At 72.0% G+C, this 25,368-nt stretch carries 26 protein-coding genes; 13 read left to right on the top strand and 13 right to left on the bottom strand.

Annotated elements, in window-relative coordinates; genetic code table 11:
• Positions 1 to 167: 167 nt before the first annotated feature.
• From HLK59_RS06245 to HLK59_RS06230, 4 genes are read left to right on the top strand one after another with little or no spacing between them, the layout of a single operon-like run.
• Entirely contained in the window at positions 168 to 1,577 is a 1,410-nt protein-coding gene (locus HLK59_RS06245; protein ID WP_171140225.1) for an extracellular solute-binding protein, read from the top strand.
• Positions 1,574 to 2,521: a sugar ABC transporter permease gene (locus HLK59_RS06240; protein ID WP_171140224.1), complete on the top strand. Its 948-nt coding sequence runs from the start codon at positions 1,574 to 1,576 to the stop codon at positions 2,519 to 2,521. Before HLK59_RS06245 ends, HLK59_RS06240 begins: the two co-directional genes overlap by 4 nt.
• Before the next feature lie 14 nt (positions 2,522 to 2,535).
• Complete coding sequence (locus HLK59_RS06235; RefSeq protein ID WP_171140223.1) at positions 2,536 to 3,390, top strand: carbohydrate ABC transporter permease; 855 nt, start codon at positions 2,536 to 2,538, stop codon at positions 3,388 to 3,390.
• Positions 3,387 to 4,772 (top strand): glycoside hydrolase family 32 protein, encoded by a 1,386-nt coding sequence (locus HLK59_RS06230; RefSeq protein WP_171140222.1) that lies wholly within the window; start codon positions 3,387 to 3,389, stop codon positions 4,770 to 4,772. The genes HLK59_RS06235 and HLK59_RS06230 overlap by 4 nt, the downstream gene beginning before the upstream one ends.
• Here HLK59_RS06230 and HLK59_RS06225 read toward each other — a convergent pair.
• Positions 4,735 to 5,796, bottom strand: coding sequence for a LacI family DNA-binding transcriptional regulator (locus tag HLK59_RS06225; protein ID WP_171140239.1), 1,062 nt, complete (start codon positions 5,794 to 5,796; stop codon positions 4,735 to 4,737). The genes HLK59_RS06230 and HLK59_RS06225 overlap by 38 nt on opposite strands.
• 98 nt (positions 5,797 to 5,894) lie before the next feature.
• On the opposite strand from HLK59_RS06225, the gene HLK59_RS06220 reads away from it, so the two are divergent.
• Both HLK59_RS06220 and HLK59_RS06215 read left to right on the top strand, forming a co-directional pair.
• Positions 5,895 to 6,725: an aldo/keto reductase gene (locus HLK59_RS06220; protein ID WP_171140221.1), complete on the top strand. Its 831-nt coding sequence runs from the start codon at positions 5,895 to 5,897 to the stop codon at positions 6,723 to 6,725.
• A 92-nt stretch (positions 6,726 to 6,817) separates the two neighbouring features.
• Entirely contained in the window at positions 6,818 to 7,255 is a 438-nt protein-coding gene (locus tag HLK59_RS06215) for a cupin domain-containing protein (protein WP_171140220.1), read from the top strand.
• On the opposite strand, the gene HLK59_RS06210 is transcribed toward HLK59_RS06215, so the two are convergent.
• From HLK59_RS06210 to HLK59_RS06195, 4 genes are all read right to left on the bottom strand, one after another.
• The gene (locus tag HLK59_RS06210; protein WP_171140219.1) at positions 7,256 to 9,595 is read right to left on the bottom strand and encodes a SpoIIE family protein phosphatase; all 2,340 of its coding nucleotides are present in this window, start codon (positions 9,593 to 9,595) and stop codon (positions 7,256 to 7,258) included. It abuts the gene before it with no gap.
• Between the two features lie 64 nt (positions 9,596 to 9,659).
• Positions 9,660 to 10,127, bottom strand: a complete 468-nt coding sequence (locus HLK59_RS06205) for a peroxiredoxin (RefSeq protein WP_206326826.1) — start codon at positions 10,125 to 10,127, stop codon at positions 9,660 to 9,662.
• The gene (locus HLK59_RS06200; RefSeq protein WP_171140218.1) at positions 10,124 to 10,504 is read right to left on the bottom strand and encodes a MauE/DoxX family redox-associated membrane protein; all 381 of its coding nucleotides are present in this window, start codon (positions 10,502 to 10,504) and stop codon (positions 10,124 to 10,126) included. The genes HLK59_RS06205 and HLK59_RS06200 overlap by 4 nt, the downstream gene beginning before the upstream one ends.
• Positions 10,505 to 10,577: 73 nt before the next feature.
• Entirely contained in the window at positions 10,578 to 11,336 is a 759-nt protein-coding gene (locus HLK59_RS06195; RefSeq protein ID WP_171140217.1) for a helix-turn-helix transcriptional regulator, read from the bottom strand.
• A gap of 54 nt (positions 11,337 to 11,390) precedes the next feature.
• On the opposite strand from HLK59_RS06195, the gene HLK59_RS06190 reads away from it, so the two are divergent.
• Positions 11,391 to 12,560 carry an MFS transporter gene (locus HLK59_RS06190; protein ID WP_171140216.1) on the top strand — a complete coding sequence of 390 codons (1,170 nt, stop codon included), beginning with the start codon at positions 11,391 to 11,393 and terminating at the stop codon, positions 12,558 to 12,560.
• On the opposite strand, the gene HLK59_RS06185 is transcribed toward HLK59_RS06190, so the two are convergent.
• From HLK59_RS06185 to HLK59_RS06155, 7 genes are all read right to left on the bottom strand, one after another.
• Entirely contained in the window at positions 12,518 to 13,033 is a 516-nt protein-coding gene (locus HLK59_RS06185; RefSeq protein WP_171140215.1) for a MarR family transcriptional regulator, read from the bottom strand. The two genes, HLK59_RS06190 and HLK59_RS06185, sit on opposite strands and share 43 nt — an antisense overlap.
• Positions 13,034 to 13,072: 39 nt before the next feature.
• Positions 13,073 to 14,269 (bottom strand): FAD-dependent oxidoreductase, encoded by a 1,197-nt coding sequence (locus tag HLK59_RS06180; RefSeq protein ID WP_171140214.1) that lies wholly within the window; start codon positions 14,267 to 14,269, stop codon positions 13,073 to 13,075.
• The gene (locus HLK59_RS06175) at positions 14,266 to 14,460 is read right to left on the bottom strand and encodes a ferredoxin (RefSeq protein ID WP_171140213.1); all 195 of its coding nucleotides are present in this window, start codon (positions 14,458 to 14,460) and stop codon (positions 14,266 to 14,268) included. Before HLK59_RS06175 ends, HLK59_RS06180 begins: the two co-directional genes overlap by 4 nt.
• A 53-nt stretch (positions 14,461 to 14,513) precedes the next feature.
• Complete coding sequence (locus HLK59_RS06170) at positions 14,514 to 15,719, bottom strand: cytochrome P450 (protein WP_171140212.1); 1,206 nt, start codon at positions 15,717 to 15,719, stop codon at positions 14,514 to 14,516.
• A 184-nt stretch (positions 15,720 to 15,903) separates the two neighbouring features.
• Positions 15,904 to 16,644, bottom strand: a complete 741-nt coding sequence (locus HLK59_RS06165; protein ID WP_171140211.1) for a response regulator transcription factor — start codon at positions 16,642 to 16,644, stop codon at positions 15,904 to 15,906.
• Positions 16,634 to 17,317 carry a TetR family transcriptional regulator gene (locus HLK59_RS06160; RefSeq protein WP_171140210.1) on the bottom strand — a complete coding sequence of 228 codons (684 nt, stop codon included), beginning with the start codon at positions 17,315 to 17,317 and terminating at the stop codon, positions 16,634 to 16,636. The genes HLK59_RS06165 and HLK59_RS06160 overlap by 11 nt, the downstream gene beginning before the upstream one ends.
• On the bottom strand, positions 17,311 to 18,531 hold the full coding sequence (locus HLK59_RS06155; protein ID WP_171140209.1) for a cytochrome P450: 1,221 nt from the start codon (positions 18,529 to 18,531) through the stop codon (positions 17,311 to 17,313). The genes HLK59_RS06160 and HLK59_RS06155 overlap by 7 nt, the downstream gene beginning before the upstream one ends.
• A 300-nt stretch (positions 18,532 to 18,831) precedes the next feature.
• Between HLK59_RS06155 and HLK59_RS06150 the strand changes: the two genes are divergently transcribed.
• Together HLK59_RS06150 and HLK59_RS06145 are read left to right on the top strand one after the other, a co-directional pair.
• On the top strand, positions 18,832 to 20,037 hold the full coding sequence (locus HLK59_RS06150) for a sensor histidine kinase (protein WP_171140208.1): 1,206 nt from the start codon (positions 18,832 to 18,834) through the stop codon (positions 20,035 to 20,037).
• Positions 20,034 to 20,702 (top strand): response regulator transcription factor, encoded by a 669-nt coding sequence (locus tag HLK59_RS06145; protein ID WP_171140207.1) that lies wholly within the window; start codon positions 20,034 to 20,036, stop codon positions 20,700 to 20,702. The genes HLK59_RS06150 and HLK59_RS06145 overlap by 4 nt, the downstream gene beginning before the upstream one ends.
• A gap of 4 nt (positions 20,703 to 20,706) precedes the next feature.
• Here HLK59_RS06145 and HLK59_RS06140 read toward each other — a convergent pair whose 3' ends face one another.
• Entirely contained in the window at positions 20,707 to 21,387 is a 681-nt protein-coding gene (locus HLK59_RS06140) for a TetR/AcrR family transcriptional regulator (protein ID WP_171140206.1), read from the bottom strand.
• Between the two features lie 114 nt (positions 21,388 to 21,501).
• Between HLK59_RS06140 and HLK59_RS06135 the strand changes: the two genes are divergently transcribed.
• The 4 genes from HLK59_RS06135 (at position 21,502) to HLK59_RS06120 (ending at position 25,355) form a co-directional block, all read left to right on the top strand.
• Positions 21,502 to 22,239, top strand: a complete 738-nt coding sequence (locus tag HLK59_RS06135) for an SDR family oxidoreductase (protein ID WP_171140205.1) — start codon at positions 21,502 to 21,504, stop codon at positions 22,237 to 22,239.
• 94 nt (positions 22,240 to 22,333) lie between these two features.
• Positions 22,334 to 23,314, top strand: a complete 981-nt coding sequence (locus HLK59_RS06130) for an ATP-dependent DNA ligase (protein ID WP_171140204.1) — start codon at positions 22,334 to 22,336, stop codon at positions 23,312 to 23,314.
• A 144-nt stretch (positions 23,315 to 23,458) separates the two neighbouring features.
• Positions 23,459 to 24,235, top strand: a complete 777-nt coding sequence (locus HLK59_RS06125; protein ID WP_171140203.1) for an NPP1 family protein — start codon at positions 23,459 to 23,461, stop codon at positions 24,233 to 24,235.
• Between the two features lie 100 nt (positions 24,236 to 24,335).
• Entirely contained in the window at positions 24,336 to 25,355 is a 1,020-nt protein-coding gene (locus HLK59_RS06120) for a questin oxidase family protein (protein WP_171140202.1), read from the top strand.
• Positions 25,356 to 25,368 lie beyond the last annotated feature (13 nt).

The following is a 25,368-nucleotide window of genomic DNA, read 5'->3' as shown; positions in this document are numbered from 1 at the left end:
CACGCATCACACATCGTTCCTCTCGTCCGAAACGGCGGCTCATGTGGACCAGGACTCTGGGACCTAACTCGTTAAAGGTCAAGGGGTGCACGACTCTTGACACCGCCGGGCGTCACTTCCCATCATCTGGGGCGTCAACCCTCAACTAACACGAGTTAGGCCCTTGGATGACCGACTCGCACCTCACCCGCCGCACACTCATGCGGTACGGCGCCTACGGCGCGGGCGCCGCCGCGCTGGCCGGTACCGCCGCCAGTTGGGACCGGCTCACCGGAGCCGACATCCCCGGACGCGACGACGGCTCGCTCGTCGTCGCCACGCTCGGCCCCGCCTACGGACCGGAGGCCGTCCGTACTCTCACCGAGGGCTTCCGGCAGGTCCACCCCGACATCAAGCTCCGGATCAACGCCGTGCAGGCCGTCGACTGGTCGGACTTCTTCGCGAAGATCCTCACCCAGATCGCGGCGGGCACCGCGCCCGATCTCGTGTACGTCGCCACCGAGGGCGTGCAGCTGTTCGCGCAGCGCCTCGGGGTCCCGCTGGACGACTGGGTGAAGCGGGACGCCGAGGAGCTGCGCGAGTACTTCGCCGACGTCCACCCCTCGCTGGTGGAGTCGATGATGTACGAGGGGAGCCTCTACCAGCTGCCGGTCGAGTTCAACGCGGCCGACATGTACCTCAACGACCAGGTCCTCAAGCGGGCCGGCGCGGACTTCCCGGCGCCCGACTGGACCCGCGACGACTTCACCACGCTGCTGCGGGACATGAAGAGGTCCAGCGGCTCCCAGTTCACGCCGTACTTCTGGACGAACCGGCTGTGGGGCGGTGTGGTGCCGTGGCTGTTCGCCAACGGCACCAATCTGCTCGCCGAGTCCAAGGCGCCCGGCGGCACATGGCTGTGGGACTCCTTCTACCCGGCCGCCGAGCGTCAGGGGCGCGGCGGCGGGTTCCGGTGGACGACCCCGCAGGCCACCCATGAGCGGGTGGAGGAGGCGTACGACTATCTCGCCTCCCTCATCCAGGAGGACCTGTGCACCCGGCCCGAGGGCGGCAACGGCCAGAACCTGATCGGGGTGTTCTCCACCGGGCGGGTCGGTGTGACACCCGCCGGCGGCTTCTGGGCGGGCGGTCTGCATCAGGCGGGCATGGCGTCCGACAGCTTCGACGTGCAGTACTTCCCGCGGTGGCGCACCCAGCGCATGCAGTTCGGCGCCGCCGGCTACGCGCTGCTGCGCACCTCGAAGCGGCAGGACGAGGCCTGGGAGTTCATCAAGTACGCCGCCCGCAGGGACACCCTGATGCGGCTGTTCGAGACCAACCAGACCACCCCGGCCCGGCGTTCGATGCTCACCGCCGACCGCTACCGGGAGACCGGCCCGAAGCACTGGAAGGTCTTCTACGACACCCTCGACACCTTCCCCGACACCGGGCCCATCCCCGCCCCGCCGCAGGTGGCCGAGGTCGAGCAGGTACTGCTGAAGCACACCGGCACCGCGCTGGCCTCCCGGCGTGCGGTGGCCCCGGCGCTGCGCCGGATGCAGGGCGATCTGGAGAAGGCCATGGAGCGTGACGTATGACGAACACTCAGATACCCACGCCGGTCAGGACGTTCACCCCGCCCCCGGCCGCCTCGCCGCCCTCGGCACGCGACCGCGGCACCCGGCTGCTGGCCGCGCTCTTCCTGGCGCCCACCATCGTCGGCATCGTCGTCTTCACGGTCGTGCCGATCGTCGGCTCGGTGGTGCTGAGCCTCTTCCACTGGAACGTGATCGACGACCCGACCTTCGCCGGTACCGCCAACTACCGTGAGGTGTTCGGCGATTCGACCGTGCTGGTCTCCTTCCGCAACACCCTCGTGTTCATGGTCCTCGCGGTCGCGCTGCAACTGCTGATCGCCCTGGTGCTGGCGCTCGCGGTCAACGGGCGGATGCCGGTGTGGCTGCGCTCGGTGTTCCGCTCGGCGTTCTTCTTCCCGCTGGTGCTGTCCGCCGCGTCGATCTCGGTGGTGATGAAGTACCTGTTCAACCAGGACTTCGGGGTCGTGAACTGGCTGCTGGGAACGGTCGGGATCGCCCCCGCGCCCTGGCTGACCTCGGAGAACGGGGCAATGGCCACGGTCGTCCTGGTCTATGTCTGGCAGCAGTTCGGCTTCTCCTTCCTGCTGTTCGTCGGCGGCCTGAACAACATCCCCAAGGAGATCCACGAGGCCTCCTCTCTCGACGGCGCGACCGGCCTGCGCAAGCACCTGAGCATCACCCTGCCCCTGCTCTCCCCCACCCTGCTGGTCGCGTCGGTGGTCGGGATCATCAACGCGCTCCAGGTCTTCGAGCAGCCCTACGTCCTCACCAACGGCGGGCCCGGTGACTCCACCCGGACCGTGGTGATGGTCATCTACGAGAGCGCGTTCGAGCAGCTGCGCTTCGGTGAGGCCTCCGCGGTGGGCGTGCTGCTGTTCGTGCTGATCATGGCGGTCACCGCCCTCCAGTTCCGGCTCAGCCGGCGTTTCGTCCACTACCAGTGAGCCGGGTGACCTCCATGACCCAAGCGACCCTGAATCCGAGCCGCGTCCGCCACTCGCTCGCCCCCTGGGCGCGGATCGCCGCCCTCGCGGTGTGCGCGCTGCTGACCCTCGGCCCGGTGATCTGGACCGTCTCCACGTCCCTGCGCACCCCGGCCGAGTCCTTCGACCTGCCACCGAAGATCATCCCGACGGACCCGACGCTGGAGTCGTACCGCGGGGTCTTCGACCAGATCGACGTCTGGCTGCTGGCGCTGAACTCCACGCTCGTGACCGCTTTGATCGCCGTCGGCCAGATGATCACCGCCGGTCTCGCCGGATACGCCTTCGCACGCCTGGAGTTCCGGTTCAAGAAGCCGCTGTTCGGCCTGGTCCTGGCGACCATGATGGTGCCGTTGCAGGTGACCATCGTGCCGGTGTTCCTGGTGCTGAAGTCGATGAGCCTGACCGACACCCTCCTCGGGCTGATCATCCCGGCCTTCCCGACCGCGTTCGGGACGTTCCTGATGCGCCAGTACTTCCTGGGCATGCCGAAGGACCTGGGCGAGGCGGCCATGCTGGACGGCTGCGGGCCCTGGCGGATCTTCCGGTCCGTGTACGCGCCGCTGGCCGCGCCCGGTCTGGCGATCGTCGGCGTGCTGGCCTTCAACTACCACTGGAACGAGTTCTTCCGGCCGTTGATCCTGGAGACCTCGGGCCAGAACTACACCCTCCCGCTGGGTCTGGTCTCCCTCCAGGGCAACCTCGGCACCGGCTCCATCTCGGTGGTGCTCGCCGGTGTCGTGCTCTCCATGCTTCCCGCCGTCGCCGTGTTCCTCGTCGGCCAGCGCCCTCTGCGCGAGGGCATCACCTCCGCAGGAGTCAACCGTTGAGCCACAGCCCCGACGCCCCCCGGTTCAGGGTCCGTCCGCCCGCGAACTGGGTCAACGACCCCAACGGGCCGTTCCGTTGGCGCAACCGCTACCACCTGTTCTTCCAGCACAACCCGGACGCCCCGGTCCACGCGAACGTCCACTGGGGCCATGTCTCCAGCCCCGACCTCGCCCACTGGGAACACCATCCGGTCGCCCTCACCCCGACCCCGGGCGGCCCCGACGAGGCGGGCTGCTGGTCGGGGTGCGTGGTCGACGACGAGGGTGTGCCGACCGCCGTCTACACCGGCGTCGACCGGCACCACACCGGGCTCGGCTCGATCTGTCTGGCACGTGCGCTGGTGCCTCAGGACGAGACCCTGACCGACTGGAAGCCGCTGCCCACACCCGTGGTGGCCGGCCCGCCGGACGGCCTGGACGTGGTCATGTTCCGCGACCCGTTCGTGTTCCGCAGCGGCGGCCGGCGGTGGGCACTGGTCGGCGCGGGGCACGCCGACGGGACTCCGTCGGTGCTCGTGTACGACTGCGAGGACCTGTCCGACTGGCGCTTCGCCGGGGTGCTGCTCGACGGCGGCGACCCCGTCGCGGTGGACGCGTTCGGGGACGAGGCCGTCGGCTGGGAGTGTCCGCAGCTGTATGCGACGGCGAGCGGGGAGTGGGTGCTGGTGCTGTCGCTGTGGGACGGGGACCCGTGCTCCACCGGCTATCTGACGGGACGTCTCCAGCCCTGCGGGGACGGCGAGTTGCGTTTCGTGGCGCGCACCGGCGGCCGGCTGGACCACGGGCGGGACTTCTACGCGCCCGCCGTGCTCCAGGAACCGGAGCGGGCGTTGCTGTGGGGCTGGTCCTGGGAGGCCCGTGAGCAGGGCGAGGTCGATCGCGCCGGGTGGGCCGGGGTGCTGAGCGCACCGAGGGTCGTCGACGTCCGTCCGGACGGCGCCCTGAGTGTCGTACCGGCTCCGGAGCTCGAACTGCTGCGCGCGGCCGAGCCGTTCGTCACGGCGCCGGGCCGTCCCACGGCGCTGCCGGACGCGTACGACCTGACCGTGACCGCGTCGACGAGGACCACCGTGAGTCTGCTGCGGTCCGCCCGCGGCGCACGGCTGACGGTCCTGCTCGATCCGGAGGAGGGCACGGTGACGCTCGACCGGGCGGACTGGCCGCGGACACGGCCGGACGGGTCGGCGCCGATCGTGGTGCGGGCGCCGGTCGGTGAGGTGCGGGTCCTCGTGGACGGTTCGCTGTTCGAGCTGTTCGTGGGCGACCGGGCCACGGTGACCGAGCGGGTCTACCGGCGGCCGGACGATGTGCCCGAGCTCCTCGTCACGGGTGCCGGGGCCACGGTCACCGGCTGGGAGCTGGTCCCACCGACGCACGACTGATCACCGGGCAGGCCAGGCGCCGTACCGTCGCGGGCGGGGTCCTGCCGGTGTCGATGGAGTCGAGGAGGAGCCGTGTGGCGGCCTCGCCCATCGCCCGGTGGGGCAGCGCGACCGTGGTCAGGGCCGGGGTGAGGTACGCGGCCATGTGTTCCTGGTCGTCGTAGCCGACCACCGACAGGTTCTCGGGGACGGCGATGCCGAGGCGGGTCGCGGCGTGCAGGACGCCCGCCGCGACCCGGTCGTTGTAGCAGAAGATCCCGGTGGGGCGCCGGTCTGCGGCGACGCCGTCGAGGACCCGCAGTGCGCCCTCGTACCCACTGCTGATCTCGCCTCCGCTGCGCACGACCCACTCCTTGGGGACGGTGATGCCCTCGGCGCGCAGGGCGTCCCGGAAGCCGCGCAGCCGGTCCGTGAAGGCCATGTCGTCCTGGCCGCCCACCATGGCGACCCTGCGGTGCCCCTCGTCCAGCAGCAGCCGGGCCGCGGTACGGCCGCCGGCGCGCTCGGCGGGGATGACGGCGGGCAGGGAGTCGTCCTCGGGGACGCAGTTCGCGAGGACGGAGTGGGTGCGGCGCAGGCCCTCGGGGACGCGGACGCGGCGCAGGGACATGGCCGCGTAGATGATGCCGTCCACCCGTCGGTCGAGGAGTTCGGCGACGGCCGCGTCCTCCTTGGCGGGGTCGCCGCCGGAGTCGACGGTCAGGACGAGATGCTCGCTGTCCCAGGCGGTCTCCATCGCGCCGCGCAGCAGCCGGCCCGCGAAGGGCGAGGTGGCGATCTCGTCGGTGACCAGGCCGATCACGGCCGTACGACGGCGGCGCAGACCGCGGGCGACGGGGTCGGGGCGGTAGCCGAGCCGGGCGGCGGCCTGCCGGATGCGTTCCTGGGTGGCGGGCGAGAGGTTGCCCTCGGCGCGGCCGTTGAAGACGAAGGAGACCGCGGTGTGGGAGACCCCGGCGAGCCGGGCGACATCCTTCGACGTGGGACGTCCGCCCGGCTGCTGGTTCTCCTCGGTGCCGCCCATGCCGTCCGCCGCCTTCATCCCCCACCCGTCCGGTTGATCACGGCTCACCCTATCCGCGAGGCTGGAGGGACGACACGGTCGAGGGAAAAGGTCCAACAGTGATCGACAACCCGGTACACACGCTCAACGACGGTACGAGGTTCCCGGCCATCGGCCTCGGCACCTGGCCCATGGACGACGCGGAGGCGGAGCGGGCGGTGGCGCGGGCCCTGCGGCTCGGCTACCGCCTGGTCGACACGGCGACGAACTACGGCAACGAGGCAGGGGTGGGCCTCGGTGTCACCCGCAGCGGTGTCCCGCGCGAGGAGGTCGTCGTCGCGACGAAACTCCCGGGCCGGCACCACGGCTACGAGGAGACCCTGGCCTCCTTCGAGGAGTCCCGCCGCCGGCTGGGCCTGGACCATGTGGACCTCTACCTCATCCACTGGCCGCTCCCCCGCGTCGACCGGTACGTCGACTCATGGCGGGCCATGATCAAGCTCCGTGAGGAGGGCCTGGTCCGCTCCATCGGCGTCTCCAACTTCACGGCGGAGCACATCGGGCGGCTGGAGGAGGAGACCGGGGTCCTGCCCTCGGTCAACCAGATCGAGCTGCATCCCTTCCTCCGGCAGGACGAGCTGCGTGCCTTCCACGCCTCCAAGGGCATCCGCACCGAGAGCTGGAGCCCGCTGGCGCCCGGCTCCACGCTGCTGGACGACCCCGTCGTGGCCGCGGTCGCCGAGGCCCACGGGGTGACGCCGGGACAGGCCGTCCTGCGCTGGCACACCCAGCTCGGCTCGGTGCCGATCCCGAAGTCGGCGGACCCCGACCGGCAGCGCGCGAACCTGGAGATCTTCGGCTTCGAGCTCGGGCCCGACCAGATGGCGGCCATCGCCGACCGGACCCAGGAGCGCCGGGGCGGGGATCCGCAGGTGCACGAGGAGTTCTGAGTTCTGCCGAATCCGGCCCCGACTGCCGATCTCTGCCTCTATGTTCGCTGCGGAACATCATCGATCTTCCGCTCAGCGTCAGGAGGCCCCGTATGCGCACGTCGCTCCGCGTCGGCATAACGGGGGCGGTGGCCGCGGCCGCCGCCCTCACCTCTGGCACCACCGCACAGGCGACCCCGCCCGGCCCCGGCGTCACGGCCAGGCTGATCAGCCAGATCACCGTCGGGGACACCGACTACACCGTCAGAGAGGTCACCATCCCGCCCGGCCAGGCCACCGGCTGGCACTACCACGGCGGCCCCGTGTACGGGTACGTGAAGCAGGGCACGCTCACCCACTACCACTCCGACTGCGCCACGGACGGGGTCTACCCGAAGGGCACCGTCGTACGGGAGCCGGGCGGACCCACCGACGTCCACCTCGGCCGGAACCTGGGCGACACGCCGCTCGTCCTGGAGGTGCTGTACGTGCTGCCGCACGGATCGGCGTTCTCCGAGGACGTGCCCAACCCCGGCTGCGACTTCGAGTGATCAGGGCGGGGGCAGCGGCTGTTCGGCCCAGATCGTCTTGCCCGCGCCGGTCTGTCTGCTGCCCCAGCGCTGGGTGAGCTGGGCGACAAGGAGCAGCCCGCGCCCGCCTTCGTCGTAGGCGTGGGCGCGGCGCAGATGCGGCGAGGTGGAACTCCCGTCGGAGACCTCGCAGATGAGGGTGCGGTCGCGGATCAGCCGGAGCTGGATGGGCGGGGCGCCGTACCGGATGGCGTTGGTGACCAGTTCGCTGACGACGAGTTCGGTGACGAAGGCGGCCTCGTCCAGGCCCCACGCGGTGAGTTGCTCGGTGGCGGACTGGCGGGCGTCGGCCACCCGGGCCGGGTCGGGTGTGATGTCCCAGGTGGCGACCCGGTCGGCGCCGAGTGCGCGGGTGCGGGCCAGCAGGAGGGCCACGTCGTCGCTCGGCTCCTCGGGAAGCACGGCCTTGAGGACGGTGTCGCAGAGCGCGTCCAGAGAGCTGGCGCGCGCGGTGAGGGCGCGGCACAGCTCGCCGGTGGCGTGGTCGATGTCGCGGTCGCGGTCCTCGATGAGTCCGTCGGTGTACAGGGCGACGACGGCGCCCTCGGGGAGTTCCACCTCGGTGGCCTCGAAGGGCAGTCCGCCGACGCCGAGCGGGGGTCCCGCGGACATGGGGATGAGGTCCGCGGTGCCGTCGGGCAGGACGAGGGCGGGCGGCGGGTGGCCGGCGGCGGCGAGGGTGAGGCGGCGCGACACCGGGTCGTAGACGGCGTAGAGGCAGGTCGCGCCGAGTTCCGCGATGTCGTCGTCGCCGTCGTAGGCCGCCAGGTGGGTGACCAGGTCGTCCAGATGGGTGAGGAGTTCGTCGGGTGGCAGGTCCACGTCAGCGAGGGTGCGGACGGCCGTGCACAGGCGGCCCATCGTCGCCGACGAGGCGATGCCGTGCCCGACGACGTCGCCGACGACGAGGGCGACGCGGCTGCCGGAGAGCGGGATGACGTCGAACCAGTCGCCGCCGATGCCCGCGAGGGAGCCGGAGGGCAGATAGCGGTGGGCGACCTCGACGGCGGCCTGTCCGGGCAGGCCCCGGGGCAGCAGGCTGTGCTGGAGGGCCAGTGCGGTCGTGCGTTCCCGGGCGAAGCGGCGGGAGTTGTCGATGCAGACGGCGGCGCGGCTGGCCAGTTCCTCGGCGAGGGCGGCGTCGTCCTGGACGTAGGGGTCCGTGGGGCCGATGCGGACGGTGACGGCGACACCCAGCGTGATGCCGCGGGCCCTGAGCGGTACGGCCAGCATCGAGTGGGTGCCCTCGCGGTAGGGCCGGCCCTTGGGGGCGCGTGCGTTGCGTTCACGGACCCAGCGGTCGAAGGACGGCTCGCCGACCCGGCTGAGCACGGCCCGGCCCTCGCGCAGGGCCCGCGCGGGCGGGGAGTACGGCGGGTAGACGTCCAGCGCGCCGAGGTGGACGGCGGCCTCCGGGGTGCCTTCGTGGGCGGAGCCGTGGGCGACCCGGCGCAGGACGACGTCCTGGGGCATGGCGCTGGGCGGTTCGTCCGCGCCGAGGACCCATTCGAGGAGGTCGACGCTGGTGAAGTCGGCGAACCGGGGGACGACGAGGGAGACCAGTTCCTCGGCGGTGCGGACCACGTCGAGGGTGGTGCCGATGGCGTCCGCGGCCTCGTTCAGCAGGGCCAGGCGCTGGCGGGCCCAGTGCTGCTCGGTGCTGTCGAAGGCGGCCAGGGCGACACCGACCACGTCGTCGAGGCCGTTGCGGACCGGCCACATCTCGATGTTCCAGGCGTGGTAGCGGTTGCCGGACGGGGCGCGGGTGTAGCTCTCGTACTGGATGGGCTCGCCCGTCTCGGTGACGTGCCGCAGATGCCAGTGGAAGCCCCGGCTGTGCTCGGCGTCCTCCACGGTCTCCGGGAAGAACCGGCCGAGCAGGGCCTCTTCCGGCACCCCCATCACCTGGCAGGCGACGCCGTTGAGCCGTAGATAGCGCTGCTCGGGGTCGAAGACCGACATGGACATGGAGGCCTGTTGGAAGGCCTGCCCGGCGAGGGTCGGCTCCGCCCCGCCGGGCTGCTCCGCGGTGATCACGAACCCGCCGGGTGAGCCGTCCGGGCCCAGCACCTCGCACGCCCTCACCGGGAGGGCGACGGGGGTGCCGTCCCGGTGCCGCAGGACGACGGTGCCGGTCCGGGCCGCCAGGACGTCGGGCGACGGGTCCTCGGCGAGCAGCTCGCGCACCGGGAGTCCCACGGCCTCCTCGGCCGGGTATCCGGTCAGCCGCCGGGCACCGTCGCTCCACCCCGTCACCATGCCGCGCGCGTCGATGATCACCGCGGCCGAGGCGTGCTCCATATCGTCCAGGATGGTCCCTTTGCCGCACCGCAACAACCTCGGTACGGCTACCAGGACTCGTACGTCACTTGCGGTGGTCGCGCAATGCCGCGAGCGCCCGGTCGGCGTGGGTGTTCATCCGCAGCTCACTGCGGACGACCTCCAGGACCGTGCGGTCCTGCGCTATGACGAAGGTGACCCGCTTGGTCGGGGCCAGCGAGAATCCGCGGTTCACCCCGAACCGCTCCCGGATCGCCCCGTCGGCGTCGGACAGCAGCGGCATGCCGAGTGTGTGCTTGCCGGAGAACTCCTGCTGACGCTCCACGGAGTCGCCGCTGATGCCGACGGGGCGGGCGCCGACGGCCTCGAACTCGGCCGCCAGGTCACGGAAGTGGCAGGCCTCGGCGGTGCAGCCGGCGGTCAGTGCCGCGGGATAGAAGAACAGGACGATGGGCCCGTCGGCGAGCAGCGAGGTCAGGCTGCGCGGGGTGCCGGTCTCGTCGGGCAGCTCGAAGTCCTCGATCTTGTCCCCGACGTCGATGCGCGCGCTCATGCCTGACCCTCCGTGTTCCGTGCGACGTTGCGGGCCCACAGGACGAGGGGCACCTGGAGCGGCAGCCGTGCGATCGCGGCGGCCTTCTGCGGGGTGGGGCGGTGGCGCCAGTCCACGGCCATCTTCACGTTCGCCGGGAAGACCCCGACGAAGAAGGCGGCCGAGGCCAGGGCGGCGGCCCTGCGGGTGCGGGGCGCGACGAGAGCGGCCGCCAGCGCGAACTCGGCGACGCCGCTGGCGTAGGTCCAGGTGCGGGGCTTGCCCGGCAGGAACTTCGGGATGGTCGCGTCGAACGAGCGTGGCGCGGTGAAGTGGGTGACCCCCACGCCGGCCAGCAGACCGGCCAGCAGCAGGGGTGAGCGTTGGGACCCGGGCACGGTTCCTCCTATGGGGGGCTTGCCGCGCGATATTACTGGACGGTACACGCAGGTCGTACGGCGGCCTGTTCGCCTACGGGGCAAGGCGGTTGTGGGTCCCTGGCGTATGCCCGAACGAGCGGCGGAAGACCTCGATGAACGCGCTCGTGGACGACCAGCCGCAGCGATGGGCGACGGTGGTGACGGGTGCTCCCTCGGCCAGCATCCGCAGGGCGTGGTAGAGGCGTGACTGGGTGCGCCACTGCGGGAAGGTCATGCCGAACTCGCCGCGGAAGAGCCGGCTGAGGGTGCGTTCGCTCGCCCCGGTCACGGCGCCGAGGGCGGCCAGGGTGCGCGGGTCGGCGGGGTCGGCGTGCAGGAGCGCGCAGACGGCGGTCAGGCGCGGGTCGGTGGGGGTGGGCAGGTGCAGGGGCTGCTGGGGCGAGGCGCGCAGCTGGTCGCGGAGGACGGCGAGCAGGCGGTGGCGTTCGGGGCTGTCGTCGTCGGGGGTCCGGGTGTAGGCGACGATCAGTTCGCGCAGGAGCGGTCCTACGGCGAGGACGGTGGGGGTGCTCAGGCCGAGCGGGTTGTCGTCGGCGGGCAGGCCCACCAGATGCAGGTCGATGTGGCCGGTGGCGCGGTGGGCGTGGACGGCGCCGGCGGGGACCCAGAGGGCGCGGTTGGCGGGGGCGAACCAGGTGCCGGCGTCGGTGGTGACGGCCAGGACGCCGGAGCCGGCGTAGACGATCTGGTGGTCGTCGTGGCGGTGCGCGTCGATGTGCTCCCCGGCGGCCAGGCTCCGGGCCCGGGTCGGCGCCTTGGAGGTGTGGCGGGTATGGCGGGCATCCGGCATAGGTAGGCAGTTTATCGAAAGCGCGCCACGCCTCCCTCTCGCGACGATCTCGGTATGACCGCGATACGCCATCTGTCCTTGGGCCACGCCTGCGTCGACGTCTACCAGGGGATGGTGGCCGCCCTGGTGCCGTACTTCGTCGCCGAGCGCGCCTACACCTACGCCGCCGCCTCGGGCGTCGTCCTCGCCGCGTCGTTGTTGTCGTCCGTCGTGCAGCCGCTGTTCGGGGCGCTCACCGACCGGTGGGCGATGCCGTGGCTGCTGCCGCTGAGCGCGCTGACCGCCGGGGCCGGGGTGGCGCTGAGCGGGGTCACCGGCTCGTACGCGCTGACCCTCGCCGCGGTCGCCGTGTCCGGGGTCGGGGTGGCCGCCTACCATCCGGAGGCCGCCCGGGCCGCCCGCGCCGCCGCGGGTGGCGGCCACACGGCGATGGGGTGGTTCGCCCTGGGCGGCAATCTCGGCTTCGCCGCGGCACCGCTGCTCGTCATGGCCGTGGTCGGGACCGGCGGTCTGGGCGCCTCTCCCCTGCTGCTGGTCCCGGCCCTCGTGGGGGCGGTGCTGTGCGCGGCGGCGGTCCGCACGGCCGGACGCCGTTCCGTGTCCGGTCATGCGTCCGCCGGTCCGGGCCGCGACGACTGGCCGTCGTTCCTGCGGCTGTCGGGGGCGATCGTCTGCCGGTCGGTCGTGTTCGTCGGGCTGAGCGCCTTCGTCCCGCTGTACGTCCGTGAGCGCACCGGGGGCGGGGAGGTGGCCGGCACGGTCGCGCTGTGCGTGCTCTACGCCGGGGGTGCGGTGGGCACGGTGGCCGGCGGGCGGCTCGCGGAGCGGTACGGGCGGCTGACGGTCGTGCGCCGGTCGTATCCGCTGACCGTCCTGGCCGTCGCCGGGGTGGTGCTCGCGCCGGGACCGCTCGCGTACCTGTTCGTCGCGCTCGCGTCGGCGGTCCTGTATGTGCCGTTCTCGCTGCATGTCACGCTGGGCCAGGACTATCTGCCGCGGCGGGTCGGCACGGCGAGCGGTGTCACGCTGGGGCTGACGGTGAGCCTCGGCGGGCTGGCCGCGCCCGCCGTCGGTGCCCTCGCCGACGCCACGTCCCTGCGCACCGCGCTGCTCCCGCTCGTCGCGCTGCCCGCGGTGGGCCGGCTCCTGATGTGCGGGCTGCGTGAACCCGGCGCCGGGGATCAGACGGTGGTCGTCGGCTCCGCGTCGTCCTCGACGGCGTAGGCCAGGAAGTCGTCGACCATGCGGTGGAAGAGGGTGGCGAGCTGCCCCAGCTCCTGCGGCGCCCATTCGGACAGGGCGAGTTGCATACCGCGCGCGCCGGCGTCCCGGACCCGGTCGATGGCCTGTCGGCCCGCCTCGGTGAGCTCGATGCGCTGGGCGCGGCGGTCGTCGGGGTCCGGGACCCGGGTGACGTACCCCGTCTTCTGGAGCTGCTGCACGGTACGGGTCACGTGCGAGGCCTCCACGCCGAGCCGGTTGGCCAGCTCCCCCGGGCGCAGCGGCTCGGAGTCGGCGACCTGGCGCAGCAGTGCCACGGCGGCCCGGTCCAGGGGCACTCCGGCCAGTGCCATCAGCCGGTCGTGCTGCCGGGCGCGCGTGCTCAGGTACGTGATGCGCGTCAGCGCCCGCTCGATCTCTATCACTTCCGGAGATGCGGGGCCGTCGGGGAGCTCGGGGAGCGAGGGAGTGGCCATGCGAGCCACTTTACCATCTTGTTGCGTAACTCAAGTAATCTACTGCGTACGTTTACTCGGACTACTGCCGTGATCGTACGAGCCCGGGTCGTTCCACGCCGCGCCGGTCACGATCGACTGGCGCCATTGCCGGATCGCCTTGGGCGGCATGCCGACCGCGAGGGCGCCGCTCACACGGTCGCCGGTGCGGTACAGGGCGACGAACCGCCGTTCGGCCAGGTCGCCCTCCACCACGGCGACTTCGTCGTGGCCGCGCAGGAAGCCGTACGCCTGGATCCTCATGTCGTACTGGTCGGACCAGAAGTACGGCACCGGCGCGAACGGCTTGCGTGCCTGGGGGCCGAGGAGGTTGCGGGCGGCGGCCATGCCCTGTTCGGCGGCGTTGGTGCGGTGCTCGATCCGCATCGACGTCCCGAACAGCGGGTTGTACCAGCGGGCGACGTCACCGGCCGCGTACACGTTCCGCGCGGCCTCGCAGTACTCGTCGCAGACCACTCCGTCGCCGACGCTCAGCCCGCTGCCGTCGAGCCACTCGGTGTTGGGCAGCGAGCCGACGGCCACCAGCACCTCGTCGGCCTCGATCACCTCGCCGCTCGCGAGCCGCACCCCGTCCTCGGTCACCTCGGTGACCGCGACCCCGCAGCGCAGGTCCACGCCCCGCTCCAGGTGCGCCTGCGAGAGCACCCGTCCGACCTCGGTGCCGACGGCGTGCGCCAGCGGCACCGGGGCGGGTTCGAGCACGGTCACCTCGGCGCCCAGCCGCCGGGCCACCGCGGCGGCTTCCGCCCCGAGGAACCCGGCGCCGACCACGACGAGCCGCTGTCCCGGACCCAGCCGGTCGCGCAGGGTCAGGGCGTCGTCCAGGGTCCGCAGCACATGCGCGCCCTCGCCGGGCAGCCGGCGCGGCCGGACGCCGGTGGCCACGATCAGTCCGTCGTACGGCACCGTCGAGCCGTCGGCCAGCCGCACCGCGCGCTCGGTGAGGTCGAGGCCGGTCGCGGGGACGCCGAGCCTCAGGTCGAGACCGAGCGCGGCCAGGTCCGCGGGGGTGCGCAGATCCAGCCGCTCGGGCCGCCACTCGCCGGACAGCAGCTGCTTGGACAGCGGCGGACGGTCGTAGGGTGCGCGGGGTTCGTCGCCGACGAGGGTGAGCGGGCCCGCGTGGCCTTCGCGGCGGAGTGTCTCGGCCGCCGCGAGTCCGGCGGCCGAGGCTCCGACGACGACGATCCGGTTCACCGCTGGACCAGTCGGATCGCGGCGGCCGGGCAGACCGCGACGGCTTCCTTGACGTCGTCGACGAGTGCGTCGCCGACCTCCTCCGCCAGCAGGATCGCGATGCCGTCGTCGTCCTGGTCGAAGACGTCCGCCGCGGCGAGCACGCACTGCCCCGAGGCGACGCACTTGTCGGCTTCCAGCTCCACCTTCATGGGATTGCCCTTCTTGTCGCGTGGTGCTTGTTCGTTCGCGGGACGGGGAGCCGTCACCAGGCCACCGGCAGCTCGTGGACGCCGTAGATGAACGCGTCGTGCTTGAACTTCACGTCCTGGATGTCGCAGGCGAGCTTGAGGGTGGGGATGCGCCGGTAGAGGGTGCCGTAGACGACCTGGAGCTCCATCCGGGCGAGGGGCTGGCCGAGGCACTGGTGGACACCGAAGCCGAAGGCGACGTGGCGCCGGGCGTCCCGGGTGATGTCGAGGCGGTCGGGGTCCTCGAAGGCCTCGGGGTCGCGGTTGCCGATCTCGTTGACCACGATGACGCCGTCGCCGGCCTTGATGACCTCTCCGGCGATCTCGATGTCCTGCGTGACCGCGCGGCGGCGCCCCTGGTGGGTGATGTTCAGGTAGCGCAGCAGTTCCTCGACGGCCGAGGCCACCAGTTCGGGGTCCTCGCTCTCGCGCAGGAGGGTGAGCTGGTCGGGGTGCTGGAGGAGGGCGGCGGTGCCGAGCGCGATCATGTTCGCGGTGGTCTCGTGTCCGGCGATCAGCAGGAGCAGGGCCATCTCCGTGGCCTGCTGGTGGTCGAGTTCGCCCGTGGTGATCCGTCCGGCGATGCTCGACAGCAGGTCGTCCTCGGGTTCGGCGAGCCGCTTGCCGATCATCGTGGCGAGATAGCCGGCGATCTCCCGGGTCGCGACACCGCGCTGCTCGGGTGTCGCGGCGCTGCTGACCATCGTCTTGGTGTGGGACTGGAACAACTCGTGGTCGTCGTAGGGCACTCCGAGCAGTTCGCAGATCACCAGCGAGGGGATGGGCAGGGCGAACGCCTCGACCAGGTCGACGGGTTGCGGGCCGGCGAGCAGGTCGTCGATCAGGCCGTCCACGATCCGCTGCACGGCGGGCCTGAGGGCCTCGACCTTCTTGATGGCGAAGGGGGCCGTCACCAGCCGCCGCAGCCGGGCGTGTTCGGGGTCGTCCATCATGATGAAGCTGAGCTTGCCCTCGCCGCCCTCGGAGCCGGCCTTGGGCGGAAAGCCGGGGCGGTCGATGTCCGAGCTGACCCGGGCGTCGCCCAACAGGGCGCGCTGCTCGGCGTAGCGGGTCACGAGCCACGGTTCGCTGCCGTCCCACAGCCGCACCTTCGCCAACGGCCCCTGGTTCTGGAGCTCTTTGAGGCCGGGCGGCGGGTCGAAGGGGCAGCGGGCGGCCCGCGGCATGGGGAATTCGGGAACGGCCAGTGCGTCGGCCATGGGTTCTCCTCGGTGGTGGGGGCTCCGGTCGAGAGCCGGAGCGCCGGGGGGAAGGGGTGAGGCCTCGATGAGCACATGCAAACAGACGGGCCTGACGGGCTCCGGTCAGTTCCCTGACAGAAAGCCGACGTGACCCAGCTCACACCCCTGCCGCCTCACCGAGGAGGGCGGCAACTTCCCTGTTCTACGGACCAGTTGCCGATCCATCCACGTCGGACCGCCCCAGCCAGTACCCGAAACCCCGCCTGGTGTGGATCAACGCCGGAGCGTCGCGGTCCACTTTGCGCCGCAACCGGGACACGAGTTGCTCGATGGCGTTGTCGCCCCGGGAGTCGCCTCGGGAGTCGCCCCAGACGTAGCGGCCGATCTGCTCCTTGGACAGCACGCGGTCGGCATGGACCAGGAGGTGGCGCAGCAGCCGGTACTCCGCGGGTGTGAGGTCCAGTGCCAGCGTGCCGCGCCGCGCCTGGCAGAGGGTGTCGTCGAGCACCAGGTCGCGGTAGCGGGGTCCGCCCTCATGGCGCCGGACCGGACCCGCGCCGCGCAGCAACACCTGCATCCTGGCGAGGACTTCGGCCACCCGGAAGGGTTGGGTGACGTAGTCCTTCTCGCCCGGGCCGAGTTCGGGCAGGAGGCTGTCCAAGGCGTCGCAGGCGGTGAGGAACAGGACCGGTGGTCGGTGCGTGGCGGGCGGCAGGGGCCGGCGGCCGAGGCCGGGCACGTCGGGCAGGGTCGTGTCGAGGAGGACGAGGTCGTAGCGGTGCTCCGCGGCCCGCGTCAGCGCCTCGGCCCCGGTGGCGGCCACGGCGGTGCGATACCCCGCCAACTCCAGGGTGGTGGAGAGCAGTTCGGCCAGCTCGGGCCCACCGACGACCAGTACGTGCTGCCCGGAGCCACGCGCGAGCGCCGGCCTGTCATCGATCACGCGGGGGCTCGGCCTTCCCCTGCGTCACCGGTGCCAGCCAGATGCCGACGACCGCGTCGGCGAGCCCGGTGGCGTAGTCGTGCCAACTGGAGCGCGCGGTGGGCCGGTTCTCGGCGAGGGCGCGCTCCCGTTCGGCGGGCAGGTGGATGAGCAGATGGCGTGCCATGTCGCCGCGTTCGGCACGGACCTCGGGGGGCAGCTCGGGCAGACACCGGTGCAGTCCGTCGACGATCTGGCGCAGGGACGGGGAGGCCAGCGACTCCTCCACCATGATCCGGTGCAGGGCCGGGTCGGTCATCACCTGTGCGCAGAACCGCGCGAACCAGGTGGGGCCCTCCAGGGCCGCGAGGTGCTCGGGGACGGGGCGGACCAGGCAGTCCACCCAGTCCCGCAGGTCCGTGGGGTCGCCGATCGCGGCCAGCAGCCGGGCGCGGATCTCCTCGATGCGCTCGGCGTGCTTACGGACGATGGCGCGCACGAGGTCGGCCTTGGTGCCGAAGTGGTAGCCGACCGCCGCGTTGTTGCCCTGCCCGGCGGCCTCGCTGACCTGGCGGTTGGAGACGGCGTAGACCCCGCGCTCGGCGAACAGCCGCTCGGCCGCGGTCAGGATCAGCTCCCGGGTCGCGCCGACCTGCTCCGCCCGTACCGCCCTGCCTGCCGCCATCATCACCATCGCACCGGGACTTCCCTCAGCCCTCCGACGGCCAGCCCCTCGAGCCGTCGCAGCTCCTCCGCCGCTACGGCGAGTTCCAAGGACGGAAGCCTACGCAACAGCACGTCGAGGACGGTCTGGAGCTCGACACGGGCCAGCGCCTGGCCGAGACAGGAGTGCGGTCCGACCCCGAAGGCGAGATGCGTGTTGGGCTGCCGGTCGAGCCTCATCTCGTCGGCCGCGTCGAAGATGCTCTCGTCCCGGTTGGCCGCCCCCATGCTGCACAGCACGGTCGTACCGGCCGGCAGGACGCTGTCGCCGACCTCGGTCTCCTCGGTGAGATAGCGCGGTATGCCGATGCCGGGGTCGGCGTCGACCCTGAGCGCCTCCTCGACGGCCGGCCGCACCAGGGACGGGTCGGCGAGCAGCCGCTCCCAGCGTCGGCGGTCGGCGAGCAGCAGGGCGACCGTCTTCCCGATCATGTTCGCGGTGGTCTCGTGCCCGGCGATCAGCAGGGACTGGCCGGTGTAGACGAGCTCCCGCTCGGACATCCGGTAGCCGTCGGGCTCCACGGCCTCGACGAGTGCGCCGAGCAGGTCGTCGCCCGGCGCCTCCCGCTTGGCGACGACGTGGGCGGCCATGTAGTCGACGTAGTCGTCCTGCGCGGTGTCGACCTCCTCCTGGGTGTACCGGGTCAGGTTGAGCAGGGCGTCGGACCAGTGGGTGAACCGGTCGCGGTCCGCTTCGGGGACGCCGAGCAGGCCGCAGATCACCCATACCGGCAGCGGGAAGGCCAGGTGGGCCCTCAGGTCCGCGGGCCCGCCGTGCGCCACCATCTCGTCGACGAGACGTTCGGCCATCGCCTCGATCCCCGGCCGCAGCCCGGCCATGCGGGTGACGGTGAACCACTGGCCGACCATCCGCCGCCAGCGCCGGTGGGGTTCGCCCTGCTGCGGGAGGAACCGGGCCATGTCGGTGCTGAAGACGCCGCCCGTCTCGTCGTCGGCGATGCGGGCGGCGCCCTCGGAGTCCAGCACCGCGGCGAACCGGGGGTCTGAGAGGACCTGACGGACGTCGTCGTAGCGGGTCAGCAGGACCGCCTCGTCCCCGCTGGGCAGTGTCACCCGGGCCACGGGGCACTCCTTGCGGAGCAGTTCCCACTCGGCGGGCGGCTCCAGGGCCGATCCGCCGTACATCGGATAGGTCAGCGCCTGCTTCTCGTCGCTCCGGGACATGGGCCCTCCTCCGGTCCGGCGCCATTGCCGCACGGTCAGGCAATCCCGGAGATCCAACCAAGTCAAGCAGTTGACTTAAGATCGTCGAACTCCGGCCGCCCGCGCTCGTGCCCGGGGATGACGCACAGGGCCGCGCGTACTGCGCAGCGAGTAGCCGTGATTGTCAGCAGGCGCACGACGACAGGAAGGGCTCTCACCAGGAAACCTGGGGCGGTTCGTGGAGCCGGACAGGGGCGGCCCCGCCGTCGCTCCCGGCGGGCGGCACCGACCATGTCCTCAGGCACCGACCGGAGAACAGCGATGAGCAACCCCTGGCAGCGTTACGCGGACGACCACGCCCGCACCGTCGACACCATGACGGCGGCGCTGCTGTTCGCGTGCTTCCTGTTCGGCAGCGAGATCAATTTCCCGCGCGTGCGGCAGCCGGACCCCGTGGGACCCACGATCGCCCTCGCCGCCGTCGCCTGCGGCTCCCTGTTCTGGCAGCGCACCCGCCCCCGGACCGTCGTCACGGTGACGGCACTGTGCACCGCCGCCGCCGGCGCGCTGGGCATGCTGCTCACCCCGCTCCTGATGGCCCCGCTCATGCTCGCCCTGTACCGGCTGGCCCTGCACACCGACCGCCGCACCACCCGCTGGGCCTTCCTCGCCGCGCTCGCCCTGCTGATCACGACGGGCTACGTCGCCGATCCCGTCGCGCATCCCTGGCCCCTGAAGACGCTCGGTCCCGCCGCCTGGCTGCTGCTGCCGGTCGCCACCGGCAACGCGGTGCGCTTCCGCGGGGCCTACGTGGAGGCGGTGCAGGCCCGCGCCGAGTACGCCGAACGCGGCCGGGAGGAGGAGGCACGGCATCGCGTCGCCGAGGAGCGCATGCGCATCGCCCGGGAACTGCACGACGTCGTCGCCCACCATCTCGCCCTGGCCAACGCCCAGGCGGGCACGGCCGCGCACCTGTCGCGCACCCATCCCGAGCAGGTGCGCCGGATCCTCACCGACCTGGCCGGTACGACCTCGGCGGCGCTGCGCGAGATGAAGGCCACCGTGGGTCTGCTGCGCGCGGCCGACGACCCCGACGCACCTCTCGCCCCCAGCCCGGGACTCGGCCGGCTCGACGAACTCACCGCCTCGTTCGAGTCGGCCGGCCTCACTGTCCGGGTCGACACGGAGGGCATGCCCCACCCCTTGTCGCCGGGTGTGGACCTGACGGCGTACCGCATCGTGCAGGAGGCGCTGACCAACGTCACCAAGCACGCGGCGGCCGAGGCGGCTTGGGTGCGCCTGCGGTACGCCACCGACCATCTGACGATCAGCGTGACCGACGACGGGACCTCGACCACCGCCGACGCGGAGCCCGGGCAGGGATTCGGTCTGATCGGCATGCGGGAGCGGGCCCGGTCCATGGGCGGCGCGCTCAAGGCCGGGCACCGCGCCGAGGGCGGCTTCGAGGTGACGACCCGGCTGCCGCTGTACCCCATCGCTCCGGAACCGGAAGAACGGAACCCATGACCATCCGCGTACTGCTCGCCGACGACCAGGCCCTGCTGCGGGCCACCTTCCGGATCCTGATCGACTCCTGCGAGGACATGGAGGTGGTCGCCGAGGCGGCCGACGGCGCCGAGGCCGTCTCCCTGGCCCGCATCCACCGCCCGGACCTCGTCCTGATGGACATCCGGATGCCGGGCACCGACGGTCTGGCCGCCACGTCCGCCCTCTGCGCCGACCCGGACCTGGCCGACACCCGGGTGCTGATCCTGACCACGTTCGAGATCGACGAGTACGTCGCCCAGGCGCTGCGGGCCGGGGCGAGCGGCTTCCTCGGCAAGGACGTCACCGCCGACGTGCTGCTGGCCGGGGTGCGGACCGTGGCGGCGGGCGAGTCCCTCCTGTCCCCCGCGGCCACCCGCGCGGTGATCACCCGCTTCCTGGCCGCGCCCGCGCTGGGCGGCCGCCTCGCGGTGCCGGGGGACCTCGTCGCGCTGACCGCGCGGGAGCGTGAGGTGATGGCATGGGTGGCCGAGGGCCACTCCAACGAGGAGATCGCCCAGAAGCTCTTCGTCAGCCCGCTCACGGTGCGCACGCATGTGCACCGGGCCATGACGAAGCTGGGTGCCCGGGACCGCGCCCAACTCGTCGTCATCGCCTACCAGTCGGGGCTCGTACAGGCGCCCTGACGGGTCAGTTCCCGGCGAGCGTCTCCAGCCACTGCTGCAACAGGCCGGACTCGGCCGCGGTGAACAACTCACGCGGCTCCGCGCGCAGCCGGGCCGCGAGGGTGGCGGCCGCGACGGGAACCCCGTCCCCCTCCGCGGCGTCGGCCGGGCGTGTCAGGGAGTCGATCACCGCGTCCCGCGACCGGGCCGCGAATCCCGGATCGGGGTACTGCTCCGGCCTGGTGAGCATCGACAGGGCCGCGCCGACGTTGGCGGACATGATGATCTGCGTGGCGAGGGCGGGCGGGACGGTGAGCCGGCCGGCCGCCGCACAGCGTTCGAGGATCGCGTGCAGCAGGGCGTGCGCCTCGCTCACGGCGGCGGGCGGGACCGTGAGTTCGGGCGAATACATCAGGCGGTAGTGATGGGGGTGATCCAGCGCGAACCGCAGGTGGTTGTCCCAGCCGCTCTTCAGGTCCGCGACGGGATCCTCGCCGGGCCGGGCCGCGCGCTTGGAGGCGAGGTACTGCTCGAATCCCCGGTCCACCACGGCGGCGAGCAGCCCCGCCTTGTCGCCGAACAGCCGGTAGAGCATCGGCGCGCCCACGCCGGCCGCCTCGCACACGGCACGGGTGGAGACATCGGCGGCCGGGGCCGCGGCCAGCAGTTCCGCGGCGGCTTCCAGGATCTTTTCCCTCGCGTCCATGGCTGCACGGTACGACATTCGTAGCGCTGATACGAGCCGGGGAATACCAACGCTACGGAACTGTGTTATCGTCGTTACGTGATGCACGTAGCGTCGCTAACACGAGGAGCGGACATGACCACACAGCAGCGCGTCGCGATCGTCACCGGAGGATCGCGCGGCATCGGACGCCAGGTCGCCCAGCGGCTGGCCGCCGACGGTTTCGCCGTCGTCGTCGGGTACGCGGGCAACAAGGACGCGGCCGACGAGGCCGTGCGCGACATCGAGGCCACCGGAGGCTCCGCCCGCGCCGCCCGCGCGGACGTCGGCGACGAGGCCGAGGTGGCCGCCCTGTTCGACCTGACGGAGGCGACGTACGGCGGGGTGGACGTCGTGGTGCACGCGGCGGGGCGGATGCTGCTGTCGCCGGTCGCGGAACTCGATCTCGACGAGCTCGACGCCCTGTACCGCACCAACATCCGCGGCACGTTCGCCGTCGGCCAGCAGGCCGCCCGCCGGCTGCGCCCGGGCGGGGCGCTGGTGAACTTCTCCAGCTCGGTCGTCGGCCTCGCCTTCCCGACCTACGGCGCGTACGCCGCGAGCAAGGGGGCGGTCGAGGCGCTGACGCTGGTCCTCGCCCGGGAGCTGCGGGGCCGTGACGTGACCGTCAACGTGGTCGCGCCCGGCCCGACCGCCACCGACCTCTTCCTCGACGGCAAGGACGAGGAGACCGTCGCCCGGCTGGCCGCCCAGCCGCCGCTGGAGCGCCTCGGGACACCGCAGGACATCGCCTCCGTGGTCTCCTTCCTGGCCGGTCCGGGCGGGCACTGGGTCAACGGACAGGTGCTGCGGGCCAACGGCGGGATCATCTGAGGGGTGCGGCCCTCCCCCGTCCGGGACACCGCCGTTCAGGCGAAACCGCCCTCACGCGCGCGTGCCGGCACCGGGGCCCGTCGACAACTGACCCGTGAGCCTCCCCGTGATCCCGCCCATGCTCGCCACCTCGGGCACCCTGCCGTCGGCCGCGCAGGACGCGCACTGGGCCTATGAGACCAAGCAGGACGGCCAGCGCGTCGTGGTGTACCTCGCCGGGGACGGAAGCGTGGTGCTGCGCGCCCGTTCCGGGGAGGACATCACCGCGGCCTATCCCGAACTGGGGGCACTCGGCGGCACGCTCGGCACGCTGCCCGCCGTGCTGGACGGCGAGGTCCTGGCACTCGACGAACAGGGGCGTGCCGACTTCCAGTCGCTCCAGTCCCGCATGGGGCTGGCCCACTCCCCGGGCAAGGCCGCACGCAAGGCCGCCGAAGCACCCGTCCACCTGGCGCTGTTCGACGTGCTGCATCTGGCGGGACACCCCCTGACCGCGCTCCCCTATGTCCGACGGCGCGGACAGCTGGAGGAACTGGGCCTGGACGGACCGTTCTGGTCGACCCCGGGCGCCGTCGTGGGTCACGGTCGACAGGCGCTGGAGGCCACCCTCGACCACGGACTGGAGGGCCTGGTCTGCAAGCGGCTCGACTCGGTGTACGAGCCCGGGGTGCGCTCCCGCGCCTGGATCAAGATCCGCAACATGCGCAGCGAGGACGTCATCGTCGGCGGCTGGCAGCCCGGCAGGGGACGGCTGACGGGCCTGCCGGGCGCCGTACTGGTCGGACAGCGAACCGCCGGACGCCTCCGGTACGTCGGCAACGTGGGCACCGGCTGGAGCGAGACCGAACGGACCCGGCTCGCCGCGCTCCTCGGGGCCGCGGCGACGGACGTGTGCCCCTTCGACGCCCCGCCGCCGGTCGCGGGCGCGCACTGGGTCCTGCCCCGCCTGGTCGGCGAGGTCCGCTACAGCACCCGCACCCGGGCGGGACTGCTGCGTCAGCCGTCCTGGCTGCGGCTGCGCCCCGACCTCGCACCGGAGGAGTCGGCGGCCGACCTTCCGGACGACCTCGTCTGACATCCCGAACAAGATCCCACTGTTCGGACGGTTGTTACCAGAGAGTCGCTTACGGACTCTTGGCGCGGACATGAAAACTCGGGAAGCTGAACCTCCCGTTCCCCCACAGCCGTTGGGCTGCGCCCGCACCAAGAGGAGGACGCAGTGTCGTCTCCGTCGTTCAAGAAGCACCGCGCCAGATGGTTCACCGGCCTGGCCGGCGCCGCCGTCCTGGTCGTCGCCTTCCCCAGCGCCGCCTTCGCCGCCCCGCCCACCGCCCTGCCCACCAACGCCGAGTCGGCCGAGTACACCTACCAGCCGGCCTGGGACTACGACACCGACGGCTGCTACCCCACGCCCGCGATCGGCCCCGACGGCACGGTCAACGGCGGTCTGAACCCGACGGGTTCGCTCAGCGGCGAGTGCCACGACCTCTCGGACCTGAACAACACCAACTCGTACTCGCGCTACAAGTGCAACAACGGCTGGTGCGCCTACATGTACGGCCTCTACTTCGAGAAGGACCAGGCCCTGGCGAACAGCAGCATCGGCGGGCACCGGCACGACTGGGAACACGTCGTGATCTGGGTGCAGAACGGCACGATCCAGTACGTGTCGACGTCCGCCCACGGCGCGTACTCGACGACCGCGACCTCCGGCGTCCGCTTCGACGGCACCCACGCGAAGATCGTCTACCACAAGGACGGCATCAGCACCCACGCCTTCCGGCTGGCCAACTCCAATGACGAGCCGCCGGAGAACGCCAAGGGCACCTGGCAGTACCCGCCGCTGGTCGGCTGGAACGGCTACCCGTCGGGCGTGCGCGACAAGCTGGTCGCGTACGACTTCGGCAGCGCCAACTTCGCCCTCAAGGACGCGAACTTCGCCTCCGACCTGACGAAGGCCAAGCCGTCGGGGATCTCCTTCGACCCCAACGCCTGATCCGGCGCGCATCGGGCGCGGGACCTAGGACCCGTGCACCCCGCGGCTTCCGTCCCGCGCCCGATCCCGGCACCCGTGCACGAGGCATAACGTCCGGCTCATGGACAACACCGACACGAGCGGACAGCTCGAAGAAGCCCTGGAACGCCTCCACGCCTCCGGCCCCGAACGCGACGGCTGGCTGTCCAACCACGCCCCCATGGTCGTCGAGGCGCTCGCCGCCCACGGACAGGCGGGGGCGGTGCACCACTGGGTCGACCTCTACCGGGACAAGCTGGAGGACTTCCCCGACCGCGTGGCCCCCGTCACCGCCGACAACTGGCAGGAGGCACTGGGCGATCCACGCCGGATCTCGGACTGGACCGACCACTACTCCCGAACCCTCGCCGAGCGCCCGTGGCGGGACGTCCTCGCCGAGTGGTGGCCGCGCCTGCTGCCCGGTCTGTACGGCGGCGCCACCCACACCGTGATACGCGTCGGCCACGCCGTACGCGCCCTGGAGACCGGTGAGAACGCGCCCCGGACCACCGAACTCGCCCACGCGCTGGGGTACTGGGCGGCCCGGCACCAGCCGGTGACCGGCGTCGCCGTGCTGCCGGGCGCGCCGACCGCCATGGAGTCCCTGGACGCCGTACCCCCGATCGAGCCGGGCCACCTGGGGTTCCGCAAGCGCCTCGCCGCCGTGCACCGGCTGCCCGCGTGGGCGGACGAGGTGACCGATCCGGACACGGCCCGCGCACGGCTGACCGAACTCGTGCGCGCCGCGACCCACCGCTACGCCACCCACGGCCACGGCGAACCCACCATGCTCGTGCACGCCGCCACCGCGCCCAACGCCGTGCTGCGCGCCCTGGATTCACTGCCCCGCGAGCAGTGGGCACCGAGCCTGCGCGCGGCGTGGAGCGCGTCCGCGGCGGTCACCGCGATGTACGCGCCCGAAGAGCCCGTCGCCTACGCACCTCCGAGCCGGCTCACCCCCGAAGAGGTCATGGAACGTGCCCTCGCCCACGGCGACGAGCACGTCATCAAGCTGACCGACACGGCTCTGGACGTCGGCGACGATCCGGCGCTCGCCGCGGCACTGCGCTCGGTCGAGATGAGTGTTCCCCTCGCCGGATAAACGTGTGGATCAC

The organism is Streptomyces sp. S3(2020) (genome assembly GCF_013044505.1).
Classification (GTDB): Bacteria; Actinomycetota; Actinomycetes; order Streptomycetales; family Streptomycetaceae; genus Streptomyces.
The sequence above is the reverse complement of the archived record's forward strand: the minus strand, read 5'-3'. Positions and strand labels throughout refer to the sequence as shown.